Annotated in this window: 22 protein-coding genes and 1 pseudogene; 21 read left to right on the forward strand and 2 right to left on the reverse strand. The window is 72.8% G+C overall.

Annotated features, from left to right (window positions below; all coding sequences use genetic code 11):
• The first annotated feature begins 102 nt into the window (after nucleotides 1-102).
• The 5 genes and pseudogenes from LHA35_RS12940 (at nucleotide 103) to map (ending at nucleotide 4,360) form a co-directional block, all read left to right on the forward strand.
• On the forward strand, nucleotides 103-711 hold the full coding sequence (locus tag LHA35_RS12940) for a TerC family protein (RefSeq protein WP_226608689.1): 609 nt from the start codon (nucleotides 103-105) through the stop codon (nucleotides 709-711).
• A gap of 180 nt (nucleotides 712-891) precedes the next feature.
• Nucleotides 892-1,509 (forward strand): annotated as a pseudogene (locus tag LHA35_RS12945) (TerC family protein); the annotation flags it as partial.
• Between the two features lie 179 nt (nucleotides 1,510-1,688).
• Nucleotides 1,689-2,297: a hypothetical protein gene (locus LHA35_RS12950; RefSeq protein WP_226608690.1), complete on the forward strand. Its 609-nt coding sequence runs from the start codon at nucleotides 1,689-1,691 to the stop codon at nucleotides 2,295-2,297.
• Between the two features lie 33 nt (nucleotides 2,298-2,330).
• On the forward strand, nucleotides 2,331-3,242 hold the full coding sequence (locus tag LHA35_RS12955) for a methyltransferase domain-containing protein (protein ID WP_226608691.1): 912 nt from the start codon (nucleotides 2,331-2,333) through the stop codon (nucleotides 3,240-3,242).
• A 311-nt stretch (nucleotides 3,243-3,553) separates the two neighbouring features.
• Nucleotides 3,554-4,360 carry a type I methionyl aminopeptidase gene (gene map, locus LHA35_RS12960; RefSeq protein ID WP_226608692.1) on the forward strand — a complete coding sequence of 269 codons (807 nt, stop codon included), beginning with the start codon at nucleotides 3,554-3,556 and terminating at the stop codon, nucleotides 4,358-4,360.
• 359 nt (nucleotides 4,361-4,719) lie between these two features.
• Here the strand turns inward: map and LHA35_RS12965 are convergent, their stop codons facing one another.
• Complete coding sequence (locus LHA35_RS12965) at nucleotides 4,720-4,941, reverse strand: hypothetical protein (protein ID WP_226608693.1); 222 nt, start codon at nucleotides 4,939-4,941, stop codon at nucleotides 4,720-4,722.
• Nucleotides 4,942-5,739: 798 nt separating this feature from the next.
• Between LHA35_RS12965 and radC the strand changes: the two genes are divergently transcribed.
• From radC to LHA35_RS13010, 9 genes are all read left to right on the forward strand, one after another.
• Nucleotides 5,740-6,579, forward strand: coding sequence for a RadC family protein (gene radC / locus LHA35_RS12970; RefSeq protein WP_226608694.1), 840 nt, complete (start codon nucleotides 5,740-5,742; stop codon nucleotides 6,577-6,579).
• 46 nt (nucleotides 6,580-6,625) lie between these two features.
• Nucleotides 6,626-7,486 carry a S1C family serine protease gene (locus LHA35_RS12975; protein WP_226608695.1) on the forward strand — a complete coding sequence of 287 codons (861 nt, stop codon included), beginning with the start codon at nucleotides 6,626-6,628 and terminating at the stop codon, nucleotides 7,484-7,486.
• An 82-nt stretch (nucleotides 7,487-7,568) separates the two neighbouring features.
• A complete protein-coding gene (locus LHA35_RS12980) occupies nucleotides 7,569-8,183 on the forward strand; it encodes a cysteine dioxygenase family protein (RefSeq protein WP_226608696.1) in 615 nt (204 codons plus the stop codon).
• Nucleotides 8,184-8,192: 9 nt separating this feature from the next.
• Entirely contained in the window at nucleotides 8,193-9,809 is a 1,617-nt protein-coding gene (locus tag LHA35_RS28645) for a rhodanese-like domain-containing protein (protein WP_264185512.1), read from the forward strand.
• On the forward strand, nucleotides 9,809-10,648 hold the full coding sequence (locus LHA35_RS12990) for a ComF family protein (RefSeq protein WP_226608697.1): 840 nt from the start codon (nucleotides 9,809-9,811) through the stop codon (nucleotides 10,646-10,648). Before LHA35_RS28645 ends, LHA35_RS12990 begins: the two co-directional genes overlap by 1 nt.
• A gap of 139 nt (nucleotides 10,649-10,787) precedes the next feature.
• On the forward strand, nucleotides 10,788-10,955 hold the full coding sequence (locus LHA35_RS12995; RefSeq protein ID WP_226608698.1) for a hypothetical protein: 168 nt from the start codon (nucleotides 10,788-10,790) through the stop codon (nucleotides 10,953-10,955).
• A 42-nt stretch (nucleotides 10,956-10,997) separates the two neighbouring features.
• On the forward strand, nucleotides 10,998-11,255 hold the full coding sequence (gene grxC / locus LHA35_RS13000) for a glutaredoxin 3 (RefSeq protein ID WP_226608699.1): 258 nt from the start codon (nucleotides 10,998-11,000) through the stop codon (nucleotides 11,253-11,255).
• A 111-nt stretch (nucleotides 11,256-11,366) separates the two neighbouring features.
• On the forward strand, nucleotides 11,367-11,849 hold the full coding sequence (locus LHA35_RS13005) for a DUF1178 family protein (RefSeq protein WP_226608700.1): 483 nt from the start codon (nucleotides 11,367-11,369) through the stop codon (nucleotides 11,847-11,849).
• A complete protein-coding gene (locus LHA35_RS13010) occupies nucleotides 11,846-12,283 on the forward strand; it encodes a type IV secretion protein Rhs (protein ID WP_226608701.1) in 438 nt (145 codons plus the stop codon). The genes LHA35_RS13005 and LHA35_RS13010 overlap by 4 nt, the downstream gene beginning before the upstream one ends.
• Nucleotides 12,284-12,454: 171 nt before the next feature.
• Here LHA35_RS13010 and ubiG read toward each other — a convergent pair whose 3' ends face one another.
• The gene (gene ubiG, locus LHA35_RS13015) at nucleotides 12,455-13,213 is read right to left on the reverse strand and encodes a bifunctional 2-polyprenyl-6-hydroxyphenol methylase/3-demethylubiquinol 3-O-methyltransferase UbiG (RefSeq protein ID WP_226608702.1); all 759 of its coding nucleotides are present in this window, start codon (nucleotides 13,211-13,213) and stop codon (nucleotides 12,455-12,457) included.
• Between the two features lie 218 nt (nucleotides 13,214-13,431).
• Here ubiG and LHA35_RS13020 point away from each other — a divergent pair, with 218 nt between their 5' ends.
• The 7 genes from LHA35_RS13020 (at nucleotide 13,432) to prfA (ending at nucleotide 21,294) form a co-directional block, all read left to right on the forward strand.
• The gene (locus LHA35_RS13020; protein WP_226608703.1) at nucleotides 13,432-14,658 is read left to right on the forward strand and encodes an aspartate kinase; all 1,227 of its coding nucleotides are present in this window, start codon (nucleotides 13,432-13,434) and stop codon (nucleotides 14,656-14,658) included.
• Nucleotides 14,659-14,662: 4 nt separating this feature from the next.
• Nucleotides 14,663-15,736 (forward strand): NAD(P)H-dependent flavin oxidoreductase, encoded by a 1,074-nt coding sequence (locus LHA35_RS13025; protein WP_226608704.1) that lies wholly within the window; start codon nucleotides 14,663-14,665, stop codon nucleotides 15,734-15,736.
• A gap of 333 nt (nucleotides 15,737-16,069) precedes the next feature.
• The gene (locus LHA35_RS13030; protein ID WP_226608705.1) at nucleotides 16,070-17,062 is read left to right on the forward strand and encodes a helix-turn-helix domain-containing protein; all 993 of its coding nucleotides are present in this window, start codon (nucleotides 16,070-16,072) and stop codon (nucleotides 17,060-17,062) included.
• Nucleotides 17,063-17,289: 227 nt separating this feature from the next.
• Nucleotides 17,290-18,444 (forward strand): flavodoxin-dependent (E)-4-hydroxy-3-methylbut-2-enyl-diphosphate synthase, encoded by a 1,155-nt coding sequence (ispG, locus tag LHA35_RS13035; RefSeq protein WP_226608706.1) that lies wholly within the window; start codon nucleotides 17,290-17,292, stop codon nucleotides 18,442-18,444.
• Nucleotides 18,445-18,463: 19 nt separating this feature from the next.
• Nucleotides 18,464-18,631: a hypothetical protein gene (locus LHA35_RS13040; RefSeq protein ID WP_226608707.1), complete on the forward strand. Its 168-nt coding sequence runs from the start codon at nucleotides 18,464-18,466 to the stop codon at nucleotides 18,629-18,631.
• Between the two features lie 240 nt (nucleotides 18,632-18,871).
• Nucleotides 18,872-20,242 (forward strand): histidine--tRNA ligase, encoded by a 1,371-nt coding sequence (gene hisS, locus LHA35_RS13045; RefSeq protein WP_226608708.1) that lies wholly within the window; start codon nucleotides 18,872-18,874, stop codon nucleotides 20,240-20,242.
• Nucleotides 20,239-21,294, forward strand: coding sequence for a peptide chain release factor 1 (prfA, locus tag LHA35_RS13050; RefSeq protein ID WP_226608709.1), 1,056 nt, complete (start codon nucleotides 20,239-20,241; stop codon nucleotides 21,292-21,294). The genes hisS and prfA overlap by 4 nt, the downstream gene beginning before the upstream one ends.
• The last annotated feature ends 25 nt before the right edge of the window (nucleotides 21,295-21,319 follow it).

Consider the following 21,319-nt stretch of genomic DNA (forward strand, 5'->3'; position numbering starts at 1 on the left):
GGGCCGGGAATTTCGTGTCGAATGGGTTGCTTCCACATTGCCATCTCTTTATGTGGCGGCCGGCCATCACAGTTCTGTGTCGCGTCCAGGAGCCCATCCTTCATGTTCATGCCCGATTGGCTGGTGCCGCTCGCCCAGGTGCTGTTCATCGACCTTGTCCTGGCGGGCGACAACGCCATCGTGGTGGGCATGGCCGCCGCCGGGCTGCCCGCCGACCAGAAGCGCAAGGCCATCTTCTGGGGCATCGTCGCGGCGACGGTGATGCGCATCGCCTTCTCCGCCGTCACGGTCCAGCTCCTGGCGATCCCCGGCCTGCTGGTCTTCGGTGGCCTGCTGTTGCTCTGGGTCTGCTGGAAGATGTTCCAGGACCTGCGCTCGGGCCATGAGGGCAAGGTCCACGTCACGGTGGCGACGGATGCGCCGGTCGAGCGGAAGACGATGAAGTCGGCCATCATCCAGATCCTGGTCGCCGACATCACCATGAGCCTCGACAACGTGCTGGCCGTCGCCGGCGCTTCGAAGGGCGTGATGTGGGTGCTGGTGGTCGGCCTGATCGTCTCGGTCGCGCTGATGGGCGTCGCCGCCACCTGGATCGCCCGGCTGCTCGAACGCTATCGCTGGATCGGCTGGTTCGGCCTGGCCGTCATCCTCTACGTCGCCTTCGACATGATGCGGCAGGGCTGGCCCGATATCCAGAAGCTCATCGGTTGAGTGCGACCGGCGCCGGCCTCCGCGTGAGCGAGGCCGGCGCCTGACACTGCCTCGCGGGCGGCGGCAGGGGCATGCCGCCGTGGCCGCGGTATTGCGGTGCAGTGTTGCCAAGGGGGGGCGGGCAATTTATTGGCGCCGGCCTGAGCAACCGCCGGGACAGCCGGCGTAGGAAACCCCCCAATGCCCGAATGGCTCGTACCGCTTGCCCAAGTTCTGTTCATCGACCTGGTGCTGGCCGGTGACAACGCCATCGTCGTCGGGATGGCCGCGGCCGGCCTCCCGGCCGCGCAGCGCCGCACCGCCATCTTCTGGGGCATCGCGGCGGCGACCGTGATGCGCATCGCCTTCGCGGCCATCACCGCCCAGCTCCTCGCCATCGTCGGCATCACCCTCGCGGGCGGCGTCCTGCTGCTCTGGGTCTGCTGGAAGATGTACCGCGAGCTGACCGCGGGCGGCCATGCCGAGCATGCCGACAACGCCGAAGGCACGTCGGCCGAGGCCGAATCGAAGGCGCCGCGCAAGACCTTGCCGCAGGCCATCACCCAGATCCTGGTCGCCGACGTGTCGATGAGCCTCGACAACGTCCTGGCCGTCGCCGGCGCCGCCAAGGATCATACATGGGTGCTGGTGGTCGGCCTCGCCATTTCGGTCGTGCTGATGGGCGTGGCGGCGACGCTGATCGCCAAGCTGCTCAACAAGCATCGCTGGATCGCCTGGGTCGGCCTGTTCGTGATCCTCTACGTGGCACTCGAGATGATCTGGTCCGGCACCAACCAGGTCGCGGCGCAGGTGCCCGGCGCCTATGCCTATCTGATGCTGCCGCTCGGCTATCTCGCGGTGGAGAGGCCCCTCTTCCCGGCCTGGATCTGGGCGGCGGCGACGGCGGTGCAGGTGATCGTGATCGCCGCCCTCGCCAAGCTGACCACGAGCGCCATGAGCCGCATGCGCTCGAGCAGCGACCACTGACCGGTCCGGCCATGGGCGGACCGACCGGCCGCGCCGCCAGGGCCGGCACCTGGCGGCGCGGCGCCTGCCTCGCCGCCGCGCTGGCCCTGGCCGCCTGCGTGGCCGGGCCGGCGCCGGAGGAGGCGCCGCCGCCGGTCCCCCCGGCCGATCTCGCCGCCCGCCTGCCGGCCGAGGCGGCCGGCTTCCGGCGCGGCACCCTGCTGCCGCTGCCGCAGCGGCTGGAGGGGCGGGAGGTCGCCTATGCGACGCGCGGCCGCCTCGCGGCCGGCGCCCTGATCGAGCTCTACCGCCTGCCCGAGGGGCCGGTCCCGGCCGGTGCCGCCTCGCCCGCCGCCGCGGCGGCGCTCGCCGGACTGCTGGAGGAGGCGCTGCGCGCCCCCGGCCATCGCCAGCAGCGCGAGACCGCGCGGCTGACCCTGCCGGCGGGCGACGCGCCCGGCCTCGCCTGCGCCGAGACCACCGGCCTCTATGGGCGGGAGCGGGTGCAGGGATTGCTCTGCGCCGGCGGCGTCGGCGGCGGCATCCTCCGGCTGCGGGTGACCATGCCGCAGCGCGAGCCGGCGCCGGCCGATCCGCGCGCCTTCGCCACCGCGATCCTCGTTGTGCTGCGCGGGGCCTGACAGCGGCCCGGCGGCACCCTACCTCCTGGCCGCATGACCCTTTCCCCCAGTGACCCGATGCGGGTCTTCGACCGCCGCCTGGTGCGCCTCCGCCGCGACCGGGCGGCCGCGACCGTGGCGCAGGTGGCACCGGTGCTGGAGGCGGTGGCCGACCGCCTGCTCGACCGGCTGGACGACACCACGCGGCGCTTCACCCGCGCGCTGGAGATCGGCGGCCGCGGCGTGGTGGCGCCGCTGCTCCGGGCGCGCGGCATCCCCTTCGTGGTCTCCATGGACCTCTCCGCCCGCATGGCGTCGAGGGCCGGGGGGCTCGTGGTCGCGGGCGACGAGGAATGGCTGCCCTTCGCGCCGGAGAGCTTCGACCTGGTGGTGGCCAGCCTCTCCCTGCACTGGGTGAACGACCTGCCCGGCGCCCTGCTGCAGATCCGCCGCGCCCTGAAGCCGGACGGGCTGTTCCTCGCCTCGCTCCCCGGCCTCGGCACGCTGCAGGAGCTGCGGGAGGCGCTGGCCGGGGCGGAGAGCGAGCTGCGCGGCGGCCTCTCGCCGCGGGTCTCGCCCTTTCCCGAACTGCGCGACCTGGCGGCGCTGCTGCAACGCGCGGGCTTCGCCCTGCCGGTCGCGGATGCCGAGGCGCTGCCGGTCCGCTACCGCAGCCCGATGGCGCTGTTCCGCGACCTGCGAGCGGCGGGCGAGACGAATGCCGTGCTGGCGCGCGATGGCCGCACGCCGCCGCGCGCCCTGCTGCCGCTGGCGGCGAGCCGCCTGCCCGAGGCGGCGGAGGGCATCCCGGCGAGCTTCCGGCTGCTGGTCATGACCGGCTGGTCGCCGCATGAGAGCCAGTCGAAGCCCGCCCGGCCCGGCAGCGCGACGGTGCGGCTGGCGGATGCGCTGGGCACCGAGGAGCGGGGCGCTGGCGAGGCGGCGGGGCGCGGCCGGCCGCACTGAGCCGGGATGCGCGCCGGGCGGCCGCGACGGGCGGGGCCGCGTCCCGGCCCGCAGGCGCCGCTGAACGTCATCCGCCCGCCTGCCTCCTCCGGTTGGGGCAGCCGGGTTTCGTGATGCCCCCCGCCCTGCGGGATCGCGCCGCCGGACCCGTGGCCCGGGCCTCCCGCCACCGGCCGGGCGGCCAGGATCGCCAAGACCTGCGCCTGGCGCAGGGCATCATCGCAACCCTGCGACCGGGCGCCCGCTTGCTTCCCGCCTTCCCGGCGCGCATGTTGGGGGTATTCGCTTTGCGCCAGAGACAGCCGAGACCCATGGATCAGCAGGGCGGCGATTCCCGCCGCATCACCCTCCACGCCCCCGAGGATTTCGCGGGCATGCGCCGGGCAGGCCAGTTGGCGGCAGCGACGCTCGACATGATCACCCCGCATGTCCGCCCCGGCGTCACCACCGGCGAGCTGGACCGCCTTTGCCACGATCACATCCTGGCGCATGGCGCGACGCCGGCGCCGCTCGGCTATCGCGGCTATCCGAAGTCGATCTGCACCTCGATCAACCATGTGGTCTGCCACGGCATCCCGGGCGAGCGGGTGCTGGCCGAGGGCGACATCGTCAATATCGACGTCACCGTCATCCTCGATGGCTGGCATGGCGATTCCAGCCGGATGTACGTGGCGGGCCAGCCCTCGACCAAGGCGCGGCTGCTGTTGGACGTGACCTATGAGTCGATGATGCTGGGCGTCGCGGCGGTGAAGCCGGGCGCGACGCTCGGCGATATCGGCCATGCCATCCAGCGCTTCGTGGAGCGCCACCGCTTCTCCGTGGTGCGCGACTTCTGCGGCCATGGCATCGGCCGCCGCTTCCACGAACCGCCGAACGTGCTGCATTTCGGCCGCCCGGGAGAGGGGCCGGTGCTGAAGCCGGGCATGTTCTTCACCATCGAGCCGATGGTGAATGCCGGCCGGCCGGAGGTGAAGATCCTCGATGACGGCTGGACTGCGGTGACGCGGGACCGCAGCCTCTCCGCCCAGTTCGAGCACATGGTGGGCGTGACCGAGACGGGGTGCGAGGTCTTCACCCTCTCGCCCGGCGGGCTGCACCGGCCGCCCTACGCGGTCTGAACGGAGAAGGGCGCCGCCGGGCTGAAGGCGGCCTCCGTCATCCCGGGCGGGCCGGTCCTGCCGGCGGCAGATCAGGGCCGGCCGGCATGATCCGCCGCCAGGCGGCCCGGGACGTCATCCGGATTGCCTGCAGCGGCCGGCGCGTGACCCGTCCGGGCCTGCGGAAGCCCCGCCGTTCCGGCCCGTGCCGGTGAGGCTGCCGGGGTGCCGCGGATAGCATTCATGCCCGAACGCCCGGCCGCCGCAGGTCATCGCGCCCGGGGAGGATGCAGGCTCCCGCGACCTTGACGCCCCTCTGCGGTCGGCTCCGGGTCCCCCAGGGCGTGCCGCCAGCCGCGAGGCTGGCGGCGATGCCTGGGTCAGGGGCAGCTCTGCTGCATGCCGTACTGGCCAAGGCGGCGGGATGGATCGCCCGCGCCGGCGCCGGCCGGGCGGCCCTGGTACTGGACCTGCGGGACACCCTGATCCGCACCGGTGATCCGCGGCATGCCCGGGCTCGCATCCACGCAACCCTCTCCGGCCCGCGCCCGCGCCGCGGCCTCGAGCGGCGTCTCGCCGCTGCCGGCGGCGGTGCCGCTCATGGCGGCCGGGGCCTGGCGGGGCGCCTGGGCCTGGGGGCGGGGCTGCTGGGTACAGGCGGCCAGGGCAAGGCCGCTGCAAAGCAGAATGAAGCCGTGGCGAACAGACATGCGGTCCCTCCGGTTTGGTAGGCAAGCCTACAATCGACAGTATACGTCGCCGGGACCTTGACCCAACGCAATGAGGCGCTTCCGCGCCGTTCGCTCACTGCAAGGTGTGGCAATCACGACGGGCCACCAGGGAGGCGGTTTGCAGGCTCGGTCTGATGCGGAAGTACGGAAGGACCGCGCACCGGCATCGACACGCCCTGCGGCGCCTGTCGTTTCGCCCCGCAGCGCCCCGCCTGCCGCCGGGGCGGCAGGTGCATCGGCCTGCCCGCGCCTCGGCCGGACCAGGATCGGGCGGAGGCCGGCGGTGGCGGACACCCTGGCCGGTCCGAGGAGTTCCGCTCCTCATCCCGGTGTTGCGGCCGCTGTCGATGTTGCCGGTCCGGCGCGGGCGGACCCGCCTCCAGCGCCGGTCCAGGCCAAAGCTTTCCCTCGGCGCACCGGGCATCGCCGTGCCTCGGATGCCGATGGACCGGATGCGTGACCGCTTCGGGGCAGGCGCGCCGCACTGGCGGCCGGCCGCAGAAGCGCCCCGGCGCGGGCTGGCGCCCGCGCCGCAGGGGTCGATATGCGGGACCGTTGGCATCGCCCGCTTTGCCGGGCCATCCGCCGGGCGGCGCTGTCTTTTCGTAGACGGTATTATTGACCCGGCGCGATCACCCACGATATGCCCCAGGGGGTTGAGGGCATGTCATGCGCAAGGCTGATGCCGATCAGGGCCTGTCGGATGCGGGGCTGTCGCGGCCGCTGCCGCCGCTGGACCCGATCCTGTCACCCCGCACGCCGACGGGACACCGCCGCCGCGCCCCGGCCACGGCCCGGCTGCCCGGCCTGCTGCCCGATCCGGCGGAGGAGGCCGAGGCGCCTGGCCATCACGGCCACCGCGCCCGGATGCGCCAGCGCCTCCTGAAGGCGGGGCCGGACTCGGTCCTCGATCACGAACTGCTGGAGATGGTGCTGTTCCTCGCGCTGCCCCGGCGCGACACCAAGCCGATCGCGCATGCCCTGCTCACCCGCTTCGGCAGCTTCGGCAATGCCATCGCCGCCCCGCTGATCGAGCTGCGCGGGGTGAGGGGCCTTGGCGAGGCCGGCGCCGCCGCGCTCAAGATCGTGCAGGCCGCCGCGCTCCGGCTGGCGCAGGAAGAGGCGAAGCAGGTCATCGAGCTGACGAGCTGGGACCGGCTGATCGACTACCTGACCATCCACTTGGCGCGGGAGCGCGTCGAGCATGTGCGCGTCCTCTACCTCGACACCCGCAACCGCCTGATCGCCGATGAGGCGCAGGGCAAGGGCACGGTCAACCACACCCCGGTCTATCCACGGGAAGTGGTGAAGCGCGCCCTGGAATTGCAGGCGACCGCCATGATCCTGGTGCACAACCATCCGAGCGGCGATCCCACCCCCTCCCGCGCCGATATCGAGATGACGGGGGAGATCAAGGCGGCGGCCCAGGTCTTCGGCATCGTGCTGCATGACCACCTGATCATCGGCAATGGCCGGCATGTCTCCCTGCGGCGGGAGGGTCTGTTGTGACCCGGCGCGATTGACCCGGCGCGGGCAGCCCCGGCAGGCTCTGGCCATGCGTGTCCTCCCGTCCATGCTCATCGCGGCCGCCTGTGCCGGCCTTCCCATGGCGGCCTGGGCCCAGCCCAAGCCGCCGCCGCTCGATGCCGCCCCGGCGCCGGGCGGCCCCGGCGGCAAGCCGCTGCCCGGCGCCGGGCAGCAGCCGACCGCGCTGCCCACCACCAAGCCACCGCCCCTGCCGCCGGGCGCGAACCCCTTCGGCGGCCCGGGCGGTGGCGGGCGGCGCCCCGTCTCCTCCGGCACCGGCTTCGTCGTCGCGCCGGGGCGGCTGCTGACCAACTGGCATGTCGCCGAGGGCTGCACCGAGCTGCGCGCCCGCACCGCCCGCGGCGTGGAGGTGCCGGCCACCCTCACGGCGCGGGATACCGAGCGCGACCTGGCGCTGCTGACCACGCGCGGGGAGGTCGGGCCGCCGCTCACCTTCCGCCAGGGGCCGGAGGTGCGGCGCGGGGAAGGGGTGGTGACCTACGGCTTCCCCTTCGCCGGCATGCTGAGCGCGGGGGCGACGCTGACCACCGGCGATGTCTCGGCGCTGTCCGGGCTGCGCGACAACCAGCGGCATTTCCAGATCAGCGCGCCGGTGCAGGCGGGCAATTCCGGCGGGCCGCTCCTCGACATGAGCGGGCGGGTGATCGGGGTCGTCGTCTCCAAGCTGAACGCCCAGCGCATCGCGCAGGTGACGGGCGACCTGCCGCAGAACGTCAATTTCGCGGTGAAGGGGCGGGAGGCGCTGGACTTCCTCCGCCGCCATGGCGTGGAGCCCGCGACCGGCGCGGCGGCCCGGCCCGGCCTGACGCCGGCGGATGTGGGGGAGGTGGCGGAGCCCTCCACGGTGCTGCTCCGCTGCCTGCGGTAGCCGGGCGGGCCGAGGCGTGCCAGCCTGGGCCGCCCGCCCCTGCGGTGCGCCGCGGGGGCGGGGCAGGAGGAGGAAAACGGCCATGCACGCCACCGACGTGAAGGCGACGCGCGCCGCCGCCATCGGCGCCACCGTCGACCGCATCCGGGTGCTCGAGGCGAAATACGGCGTCACGCGCGAGACCCTGGCGATGATCCGGGAAGAACTGCTGGCGCTGGCGCGGCACGGGCACCTCTTCCCCTCCGCCGAATTCCCGGCCCCGCCGAACGGCGAGAAGGGCAGCAACCGCTACCTGCTGCACAGCGATCCGGGCGGCCGCTTCGCGCTCTACCTGAACGCGCTGAACCCGGGGAACGAGACGAAGCCGCATGACCACACCACCTGGGCGGTGGTGGTGGCGGTGGACGGGCAGGAGCTGAACCGGGTCTATGAGCGGCTGGATGACGGCCGCGACCCGGCACGCTGCGAGATCCGGCTCAGGGAGGAGGTGATGGTGGAGCCGGGGCGCGGCATCTGCCTGATGCCCGATGACATCCACTCCATCCACACCACCGGCGAGAGGCCGACGCGCCACCTGCACATGTACGGCCTGGCGCTGGAGCGGCTGGACGACCGCAAGGCCTACGACATGGAGAGCGGGCAGGTGATCCCCTACAACCGCAACTTCATGAAGCCGACCGCGACCGCGGCGGGCTGAGGGGGGACCATGCGCAGCATCGACGCGGCGACGCTGAAGGCCTGGATCGGGGATGGGCGGGAACTCGCCATCCTCGATGCGCGGGAGGATGGGGAGTTCGGCCGGTCCCACCTGTTCTGGGCGAATCCCTGCGCGTTCTCGCGCATCGAGTTGCGCGCGCGCGCCATCCTGCCGCGCCGCGGCGTGCGCATCTGCTGCGTGGATGGCGGGGAGGGGGGGCTGGCGGAGAGGCTGGCGGCCTATCTCGAAGGGATCGGCTGCACCGATGTCTCCGTGCTGGTGGGCGGGACCCGGGCCTGGGACGCCGCGGGCTACGTGCTCTTCTCCGGCGTGAACGTGCCGTCCAAGGCCTTCGGCGAATGGGTGGAGCACCGCTACCACACGCCCTCGGTCGATCCGGCGGAGCTGCGCGCGATGATGGAGGCCGGCCAGGACATGGTGGTGCTGGACAGCCGCCCCCTGGACGAGTTCCGCCGCATGTCCATCCCCGGCGCGATCGACGTGCCGGGCGGGGAGCTGGTCTACCGCATCGGCGAGATCGCGCCGCGGCCGGAGACCACCATCGTGGTGAACTGCGCCGGGCGCACGCGCAGCATCATGGGGGCGGAGAGCCTGCGCAGCGCCGGCGTGCCCAACAAGGTGGTCGCGCTGCGCAACGGCACCATGGGCTGGGAGCTGGCCGGCCTCGAATGCGACCGCGGCAGGACGGCGAGCTTCCCGCGCGGCACGCCGGCGGGGCTGGAGGCGGCGCTGGCGCGCGCCACGGCCTTCGCCGAACGCTGGGGCGTGAAGGTCGTCGACCGCGCCGGGCTCGCCGCGCTGCAGGCGGATGCGTCGCGGACGACCTATGTCCTCGATGTGCGGGACCCGGAGGAGTACCTGGCCGGCCACCTGCCGGGCAGCCGCATGGCGCCGGGCGGGCAGCTCGTGCAGGGGACCGACAATTGGGTCGCGGTGCGCGGGGCGCGGATCGTGCTGGTGGACGGGAACGCCTTCGGCGTGCCTTCGCGCGACGGCGTCCGCGCCCGCATGACCGGCGGCTGGCTGCGGCAGCTCGGCGGCTGGGAGGTCTTTGTGCTGGAGGGCGGCCCCTCCGGCCCGCTGGAGGCCGGGCCCTGGGTGCCGGACTGCCCGGAGGCGGCGGCGCTCGCCCCCGCCCTGGTGGCGCCGGCCGGGCTGGCCGCGGCGCTGGAGGCCGGGACGGCGCAGGTGGTGCAGCTCTCCCGCTCCCTCGACTTCCGGGAGGGGTATCTGCCCGGCGCGCTCTGGGGCGTGCGGACGCGGCTGGCGGCGCTGCGGCCGCGGCTGCAGGCCGGCCGGCGGATCGTGGTGGCGGCGCCGGAGGAGGCGGTGGCGCGGCTGGCGGTGCCGGAGCTGGAGGGTTTCGGCCTTGGCCCCGTTTCGGTGCTGGCGGGCGGCATCGCCGCCTGGAAGGCGGCCGGGCTGCCGCTGCGGGCGGATCGCCGCAACCCGGAGGATGCCGACTGCATCGATGTCTATCTCCGCCCCTATGACCGCAATGACGGGGTCGAGGCGGCGATGCGGGAATATCTCTCCTGGGAGATCGACCTGGTGCATGAGGTCGCCCGCGACGGCGACGCCCGCTTCGGCGAGGTCGCGCACTAATGTCGGGGTCCGGGGCCAGGCTCTGGCCCCGGCGGGGGCGGGCTCCCGTCGAAGGTGTCCCGCCTTCGACGGGGACCCGGCGCGGGGGCGGCGCCCCCGTTCTGTTCCGCTGGGCCGGGCTGGTCCTGGACGCGCTTCTCCCCCCGCACTGCCTGACCTGCGACTCCCCCGTGGACGTGCAGGGAAGCCTGTGCGGCGCCTGCTTCGCCACCCTCTCCTTCGTCACCGCCCCGCACTGCGCCCGTTGCGGCGTGCCCTTTCCGCATGCCGGCACCGGCCCGCTCTGCCCGGCCTGCGAGGCGCGGCCGCCCGCCTTCGAGGCCGCCCGCGCCGCGCTGCGCTACGATGCCGGGGCGCGGCGGCTGATCCTGCCCTTCAAGCATGCCGACCGGACGGAGATCGCCGGCCCGCTCGCCCGGCACATGGCCCGCGCCGGCGCGGTGCTGCTGGCCCGGGCGGAGGTGGTGGCGCCGGTGCCCCTGCACTGGCGGCGGCTGCTGTCGCGCCGCTACAACCAGGCGGCGCTGCTGAGCGGAGGCCTGGCGCGCCAGGCCGGGCTGCCGCACCTGCCGGACCTGCTGCGCCGGAGCCGGCCGACCCCGCCGCTCGGCGAGCGGGGGGCGGCGGAGCGGGCGGCGTTGCTGGACGGGGCCTTCGCGGTCAGCCGCCGCGGCGCCGCGCGGATCGCCGGGCGGCGCGTGCTGCTGGTGGATGACGTCATGACCTCCGGCGCCACGGCCGAGTCCTGCGCCCGGGCGCTGCTGGCGGCGGGGGCCGCCGCGGTGGATGTGCTGGCGGCGGCGCGGGTGCCGGACCCGCGGCTGGAGGCGCCGCGCTGAGCGGCATGGCGCCGCGCAGTCATGGAGTGTTCATCTCTCAACCCCAGCGTGCGTCCTGCGTTCAGGCTAGGATGGTGTTCACCGCCGCTTCACCACGCCGCGCCACCTTGTCCGCGTCCGACAGGCAGCAGGAGGCCGCATGTCCCACAGCGCCCATGGCATCGGGTCCACCAGGACGGCAGGGGCCGGTCCTGTCCTGCGCCGGCCCGGCCCGGAACGGCTTCCCGCCGGCCGGTTGCTGGCGATGACACTGATCGCCTTCCTGCTGGCCAGCCCCATGGTCACCCTGATGGTCGCCTGGCCGTGACGGCCGCTTGACCCGGCCGCGTGCCGAACCAAACTGCAGGTCATGGCCAAGGTCGAGATCTACACCACACTCTTCTGCCCCTATTGCGAGCGCGCCAAGGCGCTGCTCAGCAGGAAGGGCGTCGCCTTCGAGGAGATGGAGGCGCCGCATGGCTCGCAGGCCCGCAGGGACGCCATCGAGCGCTCCGGCGGCCGCACCACGGTGCCGCAGATCTTCATCAATGGGCAGGCGATCGGCGGGTCGGACGACCTGGTCGCGCTGGAGCGTGCCGGCAAGCTGGATGCCCTGCTGGCCACCTGAGCCGCTCCCCTCTTTTCGTCCCGGCAAGGGCTTGGCACTCGCATTGGCGGAGTGCCACCTTATAATCGGTGATCGGGCCCCGGCCTTGCCGCGGGCCAGGGAAAGCATGGGATGATCCATTACGATCTGCGCTGCAGTGCCGGGCACGAATTCGACGGCTGGTTCAAGGACAGCGCCGCCTTCGACAAGCAGGCGAAGGCCGGCTTCGTGGAATGCCCGGTCTGCGGCGGCACGGAGGTCTCGAAGCGCCTGATGGCGCCCGCCATCCCGAAGAAGGGCCGGACCCGGGTGAAGGAGGCGCCGCCGGCGCCCGCCCCTGCCGCCCCGCCGGTGCCCGCGCCGGGGGCCACGCAGGCCGCCGCCGGGCCGGTGCCGGCCCAGGTCCTGGCGCTGCTGCAGCGCATGCGGGCCGAGGTCGAGAAGAACTGCGACTATGTCGGCAAGGAGTTCGCCGAGGAGGCGCGCAAGATGCACCGCGGCGAGAGCGACCGGCGCGGCATCTATGGCGAGGCCTCCGATTCCGATGCGGCGGCGCTGCAGGAGGAAGGGATCGAGGTCGCCCGGCTTCCCTGGGTGCCGCGCGCCGACGGATGATCCGCCGGGCCCTGCTGCTGGTGCTCGGCCTGCTGGCGCCGGCCCTGCCGGCGGCGGCGCAGGGCTGGGAGAGCGGCCGGCTGCGGGAGTACGACGCCGCGGGGCGGAGCCTCGGCCGGCAGGAGCAGCGGGACGGCACGACGCGGTTCTACGACAATGCCGGCCGGGCGACCGGGCGGGCCGAGACACGGGGCGATTCGACCCGCTTCTACGACAATGCCGGGCGCGCCGTCGGCCGGGCCGAGACGCGGGACGGCACCACGCGGTTCTACGACAATGCGGGCCGGGCGACCGGCCGGGCGGAACGCCGGGGCGACAGCATCCGGCTCTATGACAATGCGGGCCGCCTGACCGGCCGGGCGGAGGTCGATGGCGACACCATCCGCCGCTATGACCGGGCCGGCCGTCGTATCGGGGAGGCACGGCGGCAGTAGCGCGGGGCGGCCGCGCCTTGCGGACCCGCTCCGCCGCGCCGGCCTCATACCCGCGGCATGAATGTTCCCTTCATGCCGGGCGCCCGAACGGCCGCCGCCGCCACGGGCTACGGGGCAGGCCGCCCGGCGAGGGAGGAGAGCCGTCGATGGGCCGCCATCGACGGCCCTGGATCAGCCCGCGACCGCCATGACCATGTAGTTCACCCCGACATCCCGCCCGACCCGCCAGCGTCCGGTCAGCGGGTCCATGATCAGCCCGGCGATATCCGCCACGCGCAGCCCGGCCCGGCGCAGATCGGCGCCAAGCTCCGCCGGGCGGACGAACATCCGCCAGTCATGCGTGCCGACCGGCAGCAGGCGCAGCAGGTATTCCGCCCCGAGCTTCGCCATCAGGAAGGAGCGCGGCGTGCGGTTGAGGGTGGAGAGGAAGACCGGACCGCCCGCCTTCACCAGCCCGGCCAGGTGGCGGCAGAATCCCTCCCGGTCCGCCACATGCTCGATCACCTCCAGCGCCAGCACGGCGTCGAACCCGCCCTCGCCGGCGGCCAGCAGGTCCTCCGGCCGGCCCTCCCGGTAGTCGATGGCGAGCCCCCCGGCCGTGGCATGCGCCCGGGCGGCCGAGAGGGCGGCGCCGGCGGCATCCAGCCCCGTCACCCGCGCCCCGGCCCGCGCCAGCGCCTCGGAGGCCAGGCCGGCGCCGCAGCCCACATCCAGCACCCGCAATCCCTCCAGCGGCCGCGCGGCCGCCGGATCCCGGCCGTGCCGCCGGGCGATCCGGGCGATGATCCAGCCCATCCGGGCCGGGTTCATGGCATGCAGCGGCCGCATCGGGCCCCTGGGGTCCCACCATTCCGCCGCCAGCCGGTCGAATTTGGCGATCTCCGCCCCGATCGCCGTGCCGGCCCCTGCGCCGCCCGGGAAGTCCGCCATCCGCCCTGGTCCTTCCTGCACCTGATGCGGACCGGATTCGCGCGGGCTGGCGGGGCGCTCGTGCCTCCGGCCGGCCCGCGATCCGGTCCGATGGTTACCCTTCGCTCGCGAATGTTGCAGCGCGGGGGCCGGATGGGTATCTGTGCCGGCCTTCGCGCGGGCGCAACCGCGCGGACCCGCCGTGAAACGACCCCACACTCCCCGGGAAGCGCCCCCTGATGGCCCGCATCGTGATGAAGTTCGGCGGCACCTCCGTCGCCGATCTCGACCGCATCCGCAATGTCGCCCAACGCGTGAAGCGGGAGGTGGAGGCGGGGAACGAGGTTGCCGTCGTCGTCTCCGCCATGTCCGGCGTGACGAACCAGCTGGTGAAATGGTGCCAGGAACTCTCGCCCCTGCACGATGCCCGGGAATACGACACGGTGGTCGCGACCGGCGAGCAGGTGACGATCGGCCTGCTGGCCATCGCGCTGCAGACCATAGGGGTCGATGCCCGCTCCTGGCAGGGCTGGCAGGTGCCGATCATCACCGACGGCGCGCATGGCAAGGCCCGGGTCGAGCGGATCGAGGGCGGCCTGCTGATCGAGCGCATGCGGGAAGGCCAGGTGCCGGTCATCGCCGGCTTCCAGGGGATCGAGCCGGCGCGCAACCGCGTCACTACCCTCGGCCGCGGCGGCTCGGACCTCTCGGCCGTCGCCATCGCCGCGGCGGTGAAGGCCGATCGCTGCGACATCTATACGGATGTGGACGGGATCTACACCACCGACCCCCGGATCGTGCCGCGCGCCCGCAAGCTGGAGCGCATTTCCTACGAGGAAATGCTGGAACTGGCCTCGGTGGGTGCCAAGGTCCTGCAGACCCGCTCGGTCGAACTCGCCATGAAGCAGCGGGTGCGGGTGCAGGTGCTCTCCAGCTTCGAGGACAAGCCAGGCTCCCTGGTGGTTGATGAGGACGAGATCGTGGAACAGCCCATCGTGAGCGGCATCGCCTATTCACGGGACGATGCGAAGGTGACGCTGCGGCGGGTGCCGGACCGGCCGGGCATCGCCGCCGGCGTCTTCGGTGCGCTCGCCACGGCCAATTGCAACGTGGACATGATCGTCCAGAATATCGGCGCCGACGGCACCACGGACATGACCTTCACGGTCGGCAAGGCGGACCTGGCGCGGGCGAAGGACGTGCTGGAGAAGGCGCGCGGCGAGCTCGGCTTCGACTCGATCCTGGCCGACCCGGATGTCGCCAAGATCAGCGTGGTCGGGGTCGGCATGCGCAGCCATGCCGGCGTCGCCAACACCATGTTCCGCGCCCTGTCCGAGAAGGGCATCAACATCCAGGTCATTTCGACCAGCGAGATCAAGGTGAGCGTGCTGATCGGCGCCGAGTACACGGAGCTCGCGGTGCGCGCCCTGCACAGCGCCTATGACCTCGACGGTCCGGCGGCCTGAGGCGATGGACACGCTCGCCCCCAGCCCATCCGCCGCCCTGCCGCCCGCCACCGGAGCGTCGGCCGTGCTCGACCGCCTGATGGCCCGCGGCGCGGCCTTCTTCGGCTCCCGCTACGCCATCATGGGCGGGGCGATGAGCTGGGTGAGCGAGCGCCACCTGGTCGCCGCTCTCTCCAATGCCGGCGCCTTCGGCGTCATCGCCTGCGGCGCCATGGAGCCGCCGCGGCTGGCCGAGGAGATCGCCGGCACCCAGGCGCTGACCGACAGGCCCTTCGGCGTGAACCTCATCACCATGCATCCGCGGCTGGAGCAGCTGGTGGAGGTCTGCCTCGCGGCCAAGGTCGGCCACATCGTCTTCGCCGGCGGCATCCCGCCGGCCTCCGCCATCAAGGCGGCCAAGGCGGGCGGCGCCAAGGTGGTCTGCTTCGCGCCCGCGCTGGCGCTGGCGAAGAAGCTGGTCCGCAGCGGGGCGGACGCGCTGGTGATCGAGGGCTCCGAGGCGGGCGGGCATATCGGGCCGGTCAGCCTCAATGTGCTCGCGCAGGAGATCCTGCCGACCATGGCCAAGGAGGTCCCGGTCTTCGTCGCCGGCGGCATCGGCCGGGGCGAGGCGATCCTCTCCTATCTCGAGATGGGGGCGGCCGGCGCCCAGCTCGGCACCCGCTTCGTCTGCGCGACGGAATGCATCGCCCATCCGAAGTTCAAGCAGGCCTTCATCCGCGGTGCGGCGCGCGACGCGGTGCCGACGGTGCAGATCGACGAGCGCTTCCCGGTCATCCCGGTCCGCGCCCTGGTGAACGAGGGCACCAAGCGCTTCATGGAGCACCAGGCGAAGGTGCTGGCGCGCTTCCAGGCCGGCGAGGTCTCGAAGGAGGACGCCCAGCTCGAGATCGAGCATTTCTGGGCCGGCGCGCTGCGCCGCGCGGTGATCGACGGCGATGTCGAGCAGGGCAGCCTGATGGCCGGCCAGAGCGTCGGGATGGTGACCAGGGAGCAGCCGGCCGCCGAGATCATCGCCGAGCTGATCGCCCAGGCGGAGGCGGCCATCGCGGCGCGGCAGCAGGGCGGCGCTGCCTGATCCCGAGGGCATGGAGCTTCCCTCCATGCCGGGCGCCCGACCGGGCGCCGCCGCCGGTGCGGCCTGCAGCGGATTGCGTTCAGGGCTGAACGCCAGTCTACTGTAGACCATTGATTGTAGGGCAGGTTCACGCCCGTCCGCGATCTGCTCCCGCCAAGGTCTGCGGAGCAGACCGACCGGCGATTGAGAGGCCGTTGCCGGGTTGTCATCAACGGCCGCTGGTTCTGAGGCGGATCGTGAGGGCTGAAATTCGAGGGGCCGTGGCATGAGATGTCGTCACGGGAATGTGAAATCGATTTGCCGCCGTCCGGCCCGCGCGGTACATCGCGAGGCGTGCCCGACGACATGAAGCGCCTGACCCCCTTTGAGGCTGCGAGCACCGAGCCGACCCGGCTCGGCGCCGAATTGCGTGATGCCCGGCTCACCCTTGGCCTGTCCATCGAGGACCTCGCCCAGTCGCTCCGCATCCGGCGGGTCTATCTGGCGGCGCTGGAGGAAGGGCGGGTCCGCGACCTGCCGGCGCCGGCCTATGCGGTCGGCTTCGTCCGCGCCTATGCCCGTGCCCTCGGCCTCGACGAGGATGAGGTGGTGCGCCGCTTCCGGGAGGCGAGCGGGCCGAATGTCGCCCGCAAGACCGACCTGGTCTTCCCCGAGCCGGTGCCCGATCGTGGTGTCCCTGCCGGGGCGGTGATGCTGGCCGGCGTGGTGGTGGCGCTCGGCGCCTATATCGGCTGGTACCAGTGGTCCGGCAGCGGGACGCGGACGGTGGATGCGGTGCCGCCGCCCCCGCCGGCGATCGAGCAGGCGTTGCGCGAGGGCAGCCCGCCCGAGACCCCACCCGTTGCCGCCCCCACCTTGTCCCCGCCCGCGGCCATGCCTGCCGCGCCGCCACCCGGCCCGACCGCCGCGGCGGCGGCGCCCCCGCCCGGCCCGGCCCGGCCCGCGACGCCGCCGACCACCTCTCCTGCCGCCCCGCCCGCCGCCGCGCCGGTCCCGGCCGCCGGGGAGGGCCGCGTGCTGCTGCGCGCCCGGGCCGAGGTCTGGATCCAGGTGCGCGAGCCGCGCGGCCCGGTGCTGGTCAACCGCGTGCTGCGCCCCGGCGAGAGCTGGCAGGTGCCGCCGAAGGAGGGGCTGCTGCTCTCCACCGGCAATGCCGGCGGGCTGGAGATCCTGGTGGATGGCCAGGTGACGCCCGGCCTTGGCGCCGGGCAATCGGTGCGGCGCGACCTGCCGATCGACGCCGAGAGGCTGAAATCCGGCCAGCCGATCCAGCCGGCGGCGGCGCCCGCGGCCCCGCGCCCGGCCCAGGCGCCCCAGCCGCAATAGGCCCTGTCCGGCGCGGCCCTGGCACCGGCCGCTGCCGGCGTGACGCTCCGGTGACATTTGCCGGGCCGGCCTTTGCGCATGGCCGGCAGCGCCAAAGCGCCCTAGGTGAATGCCGCCGGCGCTGCCATATTCCGCCCGACCGGGCGCGGATCGCCGGCGGGCGTCAGGCTGCCCGGCATGGTTCCGCGCCCGCGACACACCTCGGCTGATCCGGGAATCCGCGCCTCATGAGCTATCGCCCCTACCAGCAGATCCTGCGCCGCAAGTCTCGCCAGATCCGGGTGGGGAAGGTGCTCGTCGGCGGCGATGCGCCGATCAGCGTGCAGAGCATGACCAACACGCCGACCGAGGACGCCAAGGCGACGATCGAGCAGATCCGCCGCTGCGAACTGGCCGGTGCCGATATCGTCCGCGTCTCCGTCCCGACGCCGGAGAGCACCGCCGCGCTGCATGAGATCGTGCGCGAGGTGAACGTCCCGATCGTGGCGGACATCCACTTCCACTACCGCCGCGCCATCGAGGCGGCGAAGGCCGGTGCCGCCTGCCTGCGGATCAATCCGGGCAATATCGGCAGCAAGGAGCGGGTGAAGGAGGTCGTGAAGGCCGCCCGCGACCATGGCTGTTCCATCCGCATCGGCGTGAATGCCGGCAGCCTCGAGAAGCACCTGCTGGAGAAGTATGGCGAGCCGAACCCGGAGGCGCTGGTCGAGAGCGCGCTCTGGCACGCCGCCCATCTGCAGGACGAGGATTTCCACGAGTTCAAGATCAGCGTGAAGGCGTCCGACGTCTTCCTCGCCGTCGCCGCCTATCAGCAACTGGCCGAGGCGTGCGACCATCCGCTGCATATCGGCATCACCGAGGCGGGCGGGCGCCGCACCGGCACGGTGAAGAGCGCGATCGGCCTCGGCAACCTGCTCTGGTCCGGGATCGGCGACACGCTGCGCGTCTCCCTCTCGGCCGAGCCGGAGGAGGAGGTGCATGTGGGTTGGGAGATGCTGAAGTCCCTCGGCCTCCGGCACCGCGGGGTGAAGATCATCTCCTGCCCCTCCTGCGCCCGGCAGGGCTTCGACGTCATCAGGACGGTCGCGACGCTGGAGGAGCGGCTGGCGCATATCGAGACGCCGATCACCCTCTCCATCATCGGCTGCGTGGTGAACGGGCCGGGCGAGGCGCTGATGACCGATATCGGCCTGACCGGCGGCGGCGCCGGGCGGCATATGGTCTATGCCGCGGGCAGGACCGACCACACCATCGACGAGGCGGCGATGGTGGACCACCTGGTCGGGCTGGTGGAGAAGAAGGCCGCCGCGATCGAGGCCGAGGAGGCGGCGAGGAAGGCCGCCGAGGCGACCGCCCAGGCGACCGCCCAGGCGGCGGAATAGACGAGGGGAGGGCGGTGCCGTGCATGGCTTCGGCTTCTCGGCGCTGCTGGTTGGGATGCTCGGGCGGCACCGCGTGCCGGGGCTGGATGAGGACCTGGCCCGGCGGGACGCGGCGCTGCGGCGGCTCGGGCTGCTGGCGGGGGTGAACCTGGTGCTCTTCGTGGCGCTGACGCTGGCGGTGCGTTGAGGGTCCTGGCCCCGGGCGCCTGGCTGCCGGCCGGCATTATAATGCAGGGCAGCCTGCCGGAGGCCCTGTTCCCGGCGTCCCGGGCGCACCTCGCCTGCCGCCGACGCGGCGGGATGCGCTCCGGCGGACTGCCGCTGACCGCCCGCGACCCGTGCCGCGACCGGGCCTGTTTCCCCGCCCACGACCTCATCGCCCCCTGAACCCTTGCCCCCCGCCCCATCACGGGGCAAACCGCGACCCATGGCCCAAGCTCCGCTCCAGCCCGTCCGCGGCACCCATGACCTGATCGGCGCCGATTTCCGCCGCCACCACCTCGTCATCGAGACCGCCCGGCGGGTCGCGACCCTCTATGGCTTCGAGGAATGGGCGACGCCGATCTTCGAGGACACGCGGGTCTTCTCCCGCGGATTGGGCGACACCTCCGATGTCGTCTCCAAGGAGATGTACAGCTTCGAGGACCGGGGCGGGGAGAACATCACCCTGCGGCCGGAGAATACCGCCGGCGTCTGCCGCGCCCTGGTGACCAACGGCCTCACCCAGTCGAACCTGCCCCGCAAGGTCTTCTATGCCGGGCCGATGTTCCGCTACGAGCGGCCGCAGAAGGGCCGCTACCGGCAGTTCCACCAGATCGGCATCGAGGTGCTGGGCGCCGCCGAGCCGCTGGCGGATGCCGAGGTGATCGCCTGCGGCTGGCACATCCAGCAGGAACTCGGCATCGACGAGGGCACGGTGCTGGAGATCAACACGCTCGGCGATGCCGCCAGCCGCGATGCCTACCGGGCCGCGCTGATCGCCTATTTCACCGCGCACAGGAACGACCTGTCGGAGGACAGCCGGGCGCGGCTGGAGAAGAACCCGCTGCGGATCGTCGACAGCAAGGATCCGCGGGACAAGGCGCTGGTCGCCGCGGCGCCCACCATCCATGACCACCTGACGCCCGAGGCGGCGGAGTTCTACGCCGCGGTGAAACGCCACCTCACGGCCTTCGGCGTGTCCTTCCGGGAGAACCCGCGGATCGTCCGGGGCCTCGACTACTACAGCCACACCGCCTTCGAATTCGTCACCGAACGGCTCGGCGCCCAGGGCACGGTGATGGGCGGCGGCCGCTACAACGGCCTGGTCGAGGAGATGGGCGGGCCGCCCACCCCCTCGGTCGGCTGGGCGGCGGGCGTGGAGCGGCTCACCCTGCTGGTGGAGGCGGCCGAACTGACCCCGCCGGCGCCCCGCCCGGTCGCGGTCATCCCGGTGGGCGAGGCGGCGGAGGCCGCGGCGATCAACGTGCTGCAATCGCTGCGCGAGCACGGCGTGGTCGCCGAGATTGCCTACAAGGGCAACATGAAGCGCCGCATGGAGCGGGCGAACAGGATCAATGCCGGCGCCGCGGTGATCCTGGGCGAGGAGGAACTCGCCGAGGGCAAGGTCGTGGTGAGGAACCTCGACAAGGGCTCGCAGGAGCGGGTGGCGATGGAGGATCTGCTGCGGACGCTGGCCGAGACCGGCGCGGTCGAGAGCGCCATGCATGCCATGCTGCAGGGCATCCTGGAGGAGGAACTCGGCGGCGAGGTGGATGATCTCGACGAGGATTTCGGCGGCGAGACGGAGAGCCGGTGAGCATCGCGGAGAAACTCGATCGGGTCCTGACCCGCGCGGAGGAGCTGAAGCACCTCCTCTCGACCGCCGAGGGCAGCCAGTTCGGTGCCCTCTCCAAGGAACTGTCCGAGCTCGAGCCGCTGGTCGAGAAGGTGGAGGCGCTGCGTGCCGCAGAGCGGGCGCGGGACGAGGCCGAGGCCATGCTGGCCGACCCCGAGCTGCGCGAGCTGGCCGAGGACGAGTACCTCGCGCAGAAGGAAGCCGTGCCGCGGCTGGAGCGCGAGGTGCGCCTCATGCTGCTGCCGAAGGATTCGGCGGATGAGCGCAGCGCCATCCTGGAGATCCGCCCCGCCGCCGGCGGCGACGAGGCGGCGCTGTTTGCCGCCGAGCTGTTCCGCGCCTACCAGCGCTATGCCGAGGCGCGGCGCTGGCGCTTCGAGGTGATGGAGTATGATGAGAGCGACCTTGGCGGGGTGAAGGGGGCCGTCGCCGAGATCGCCGGGAAGGGTGTCTTCGCCCGGCTGAAATACGAAAGCGGCGTGCACCGCGTGCAGCGGGTGCCGGCGACCGAGACCCAGGGCCGCATCCACACCTCCACCGTCACCGTCGCCATCATGCCGGAGGCGGAGGAGGTGGACGTGCAGATCAACGAGGCCGACCTGCGGATCGACACCTACCGCGCCTCCGGCGCCGGCGGGCAGCATGTGAACAAGACCGACAGCGCCGTCCGCATCACCCATATCCCGACCGGGACGGTGGTGGCGATGCAGGAGGAGAAGTCCCAGCACAAGAACCGCGCCAAGGCGATGAAGGTGCTGCGCGCCCGCATCTTCGAAGCCGAGCGGGCCCGCGCCGCCGCCTCCCGCGCCGCCGACCGCAAGGGCCAGGTGGGCACCGGCGACCGCAGCGAGCGCATCCGCACCTACAACTTCCCCCAGGGGCGCGTGACCGACCACCGCATCGGCCTGACCCTGCACAAGATCGACCGCGTCATGCTGGGCGAGTTCGACGAGATCATCGACGCCCTGACGGCCGAGGACGAGGCGGCGCGGCTGGCCGCCGAGGGCGAGTGAGGGCAGGCCGGGCGATCCTCTCCGC

Origin of the sequence: Roseicella aerolata (assembly GCF_020523605.1) — a bacterium.
Taxonomy (GTDB): domain Bacteria; phylum Pseudomonadota; class Alphaproteobacteria; order Acetobacterales; family Acetobacteraceae; genus Paracraurococcus; species Paracraurococcus aerolatus.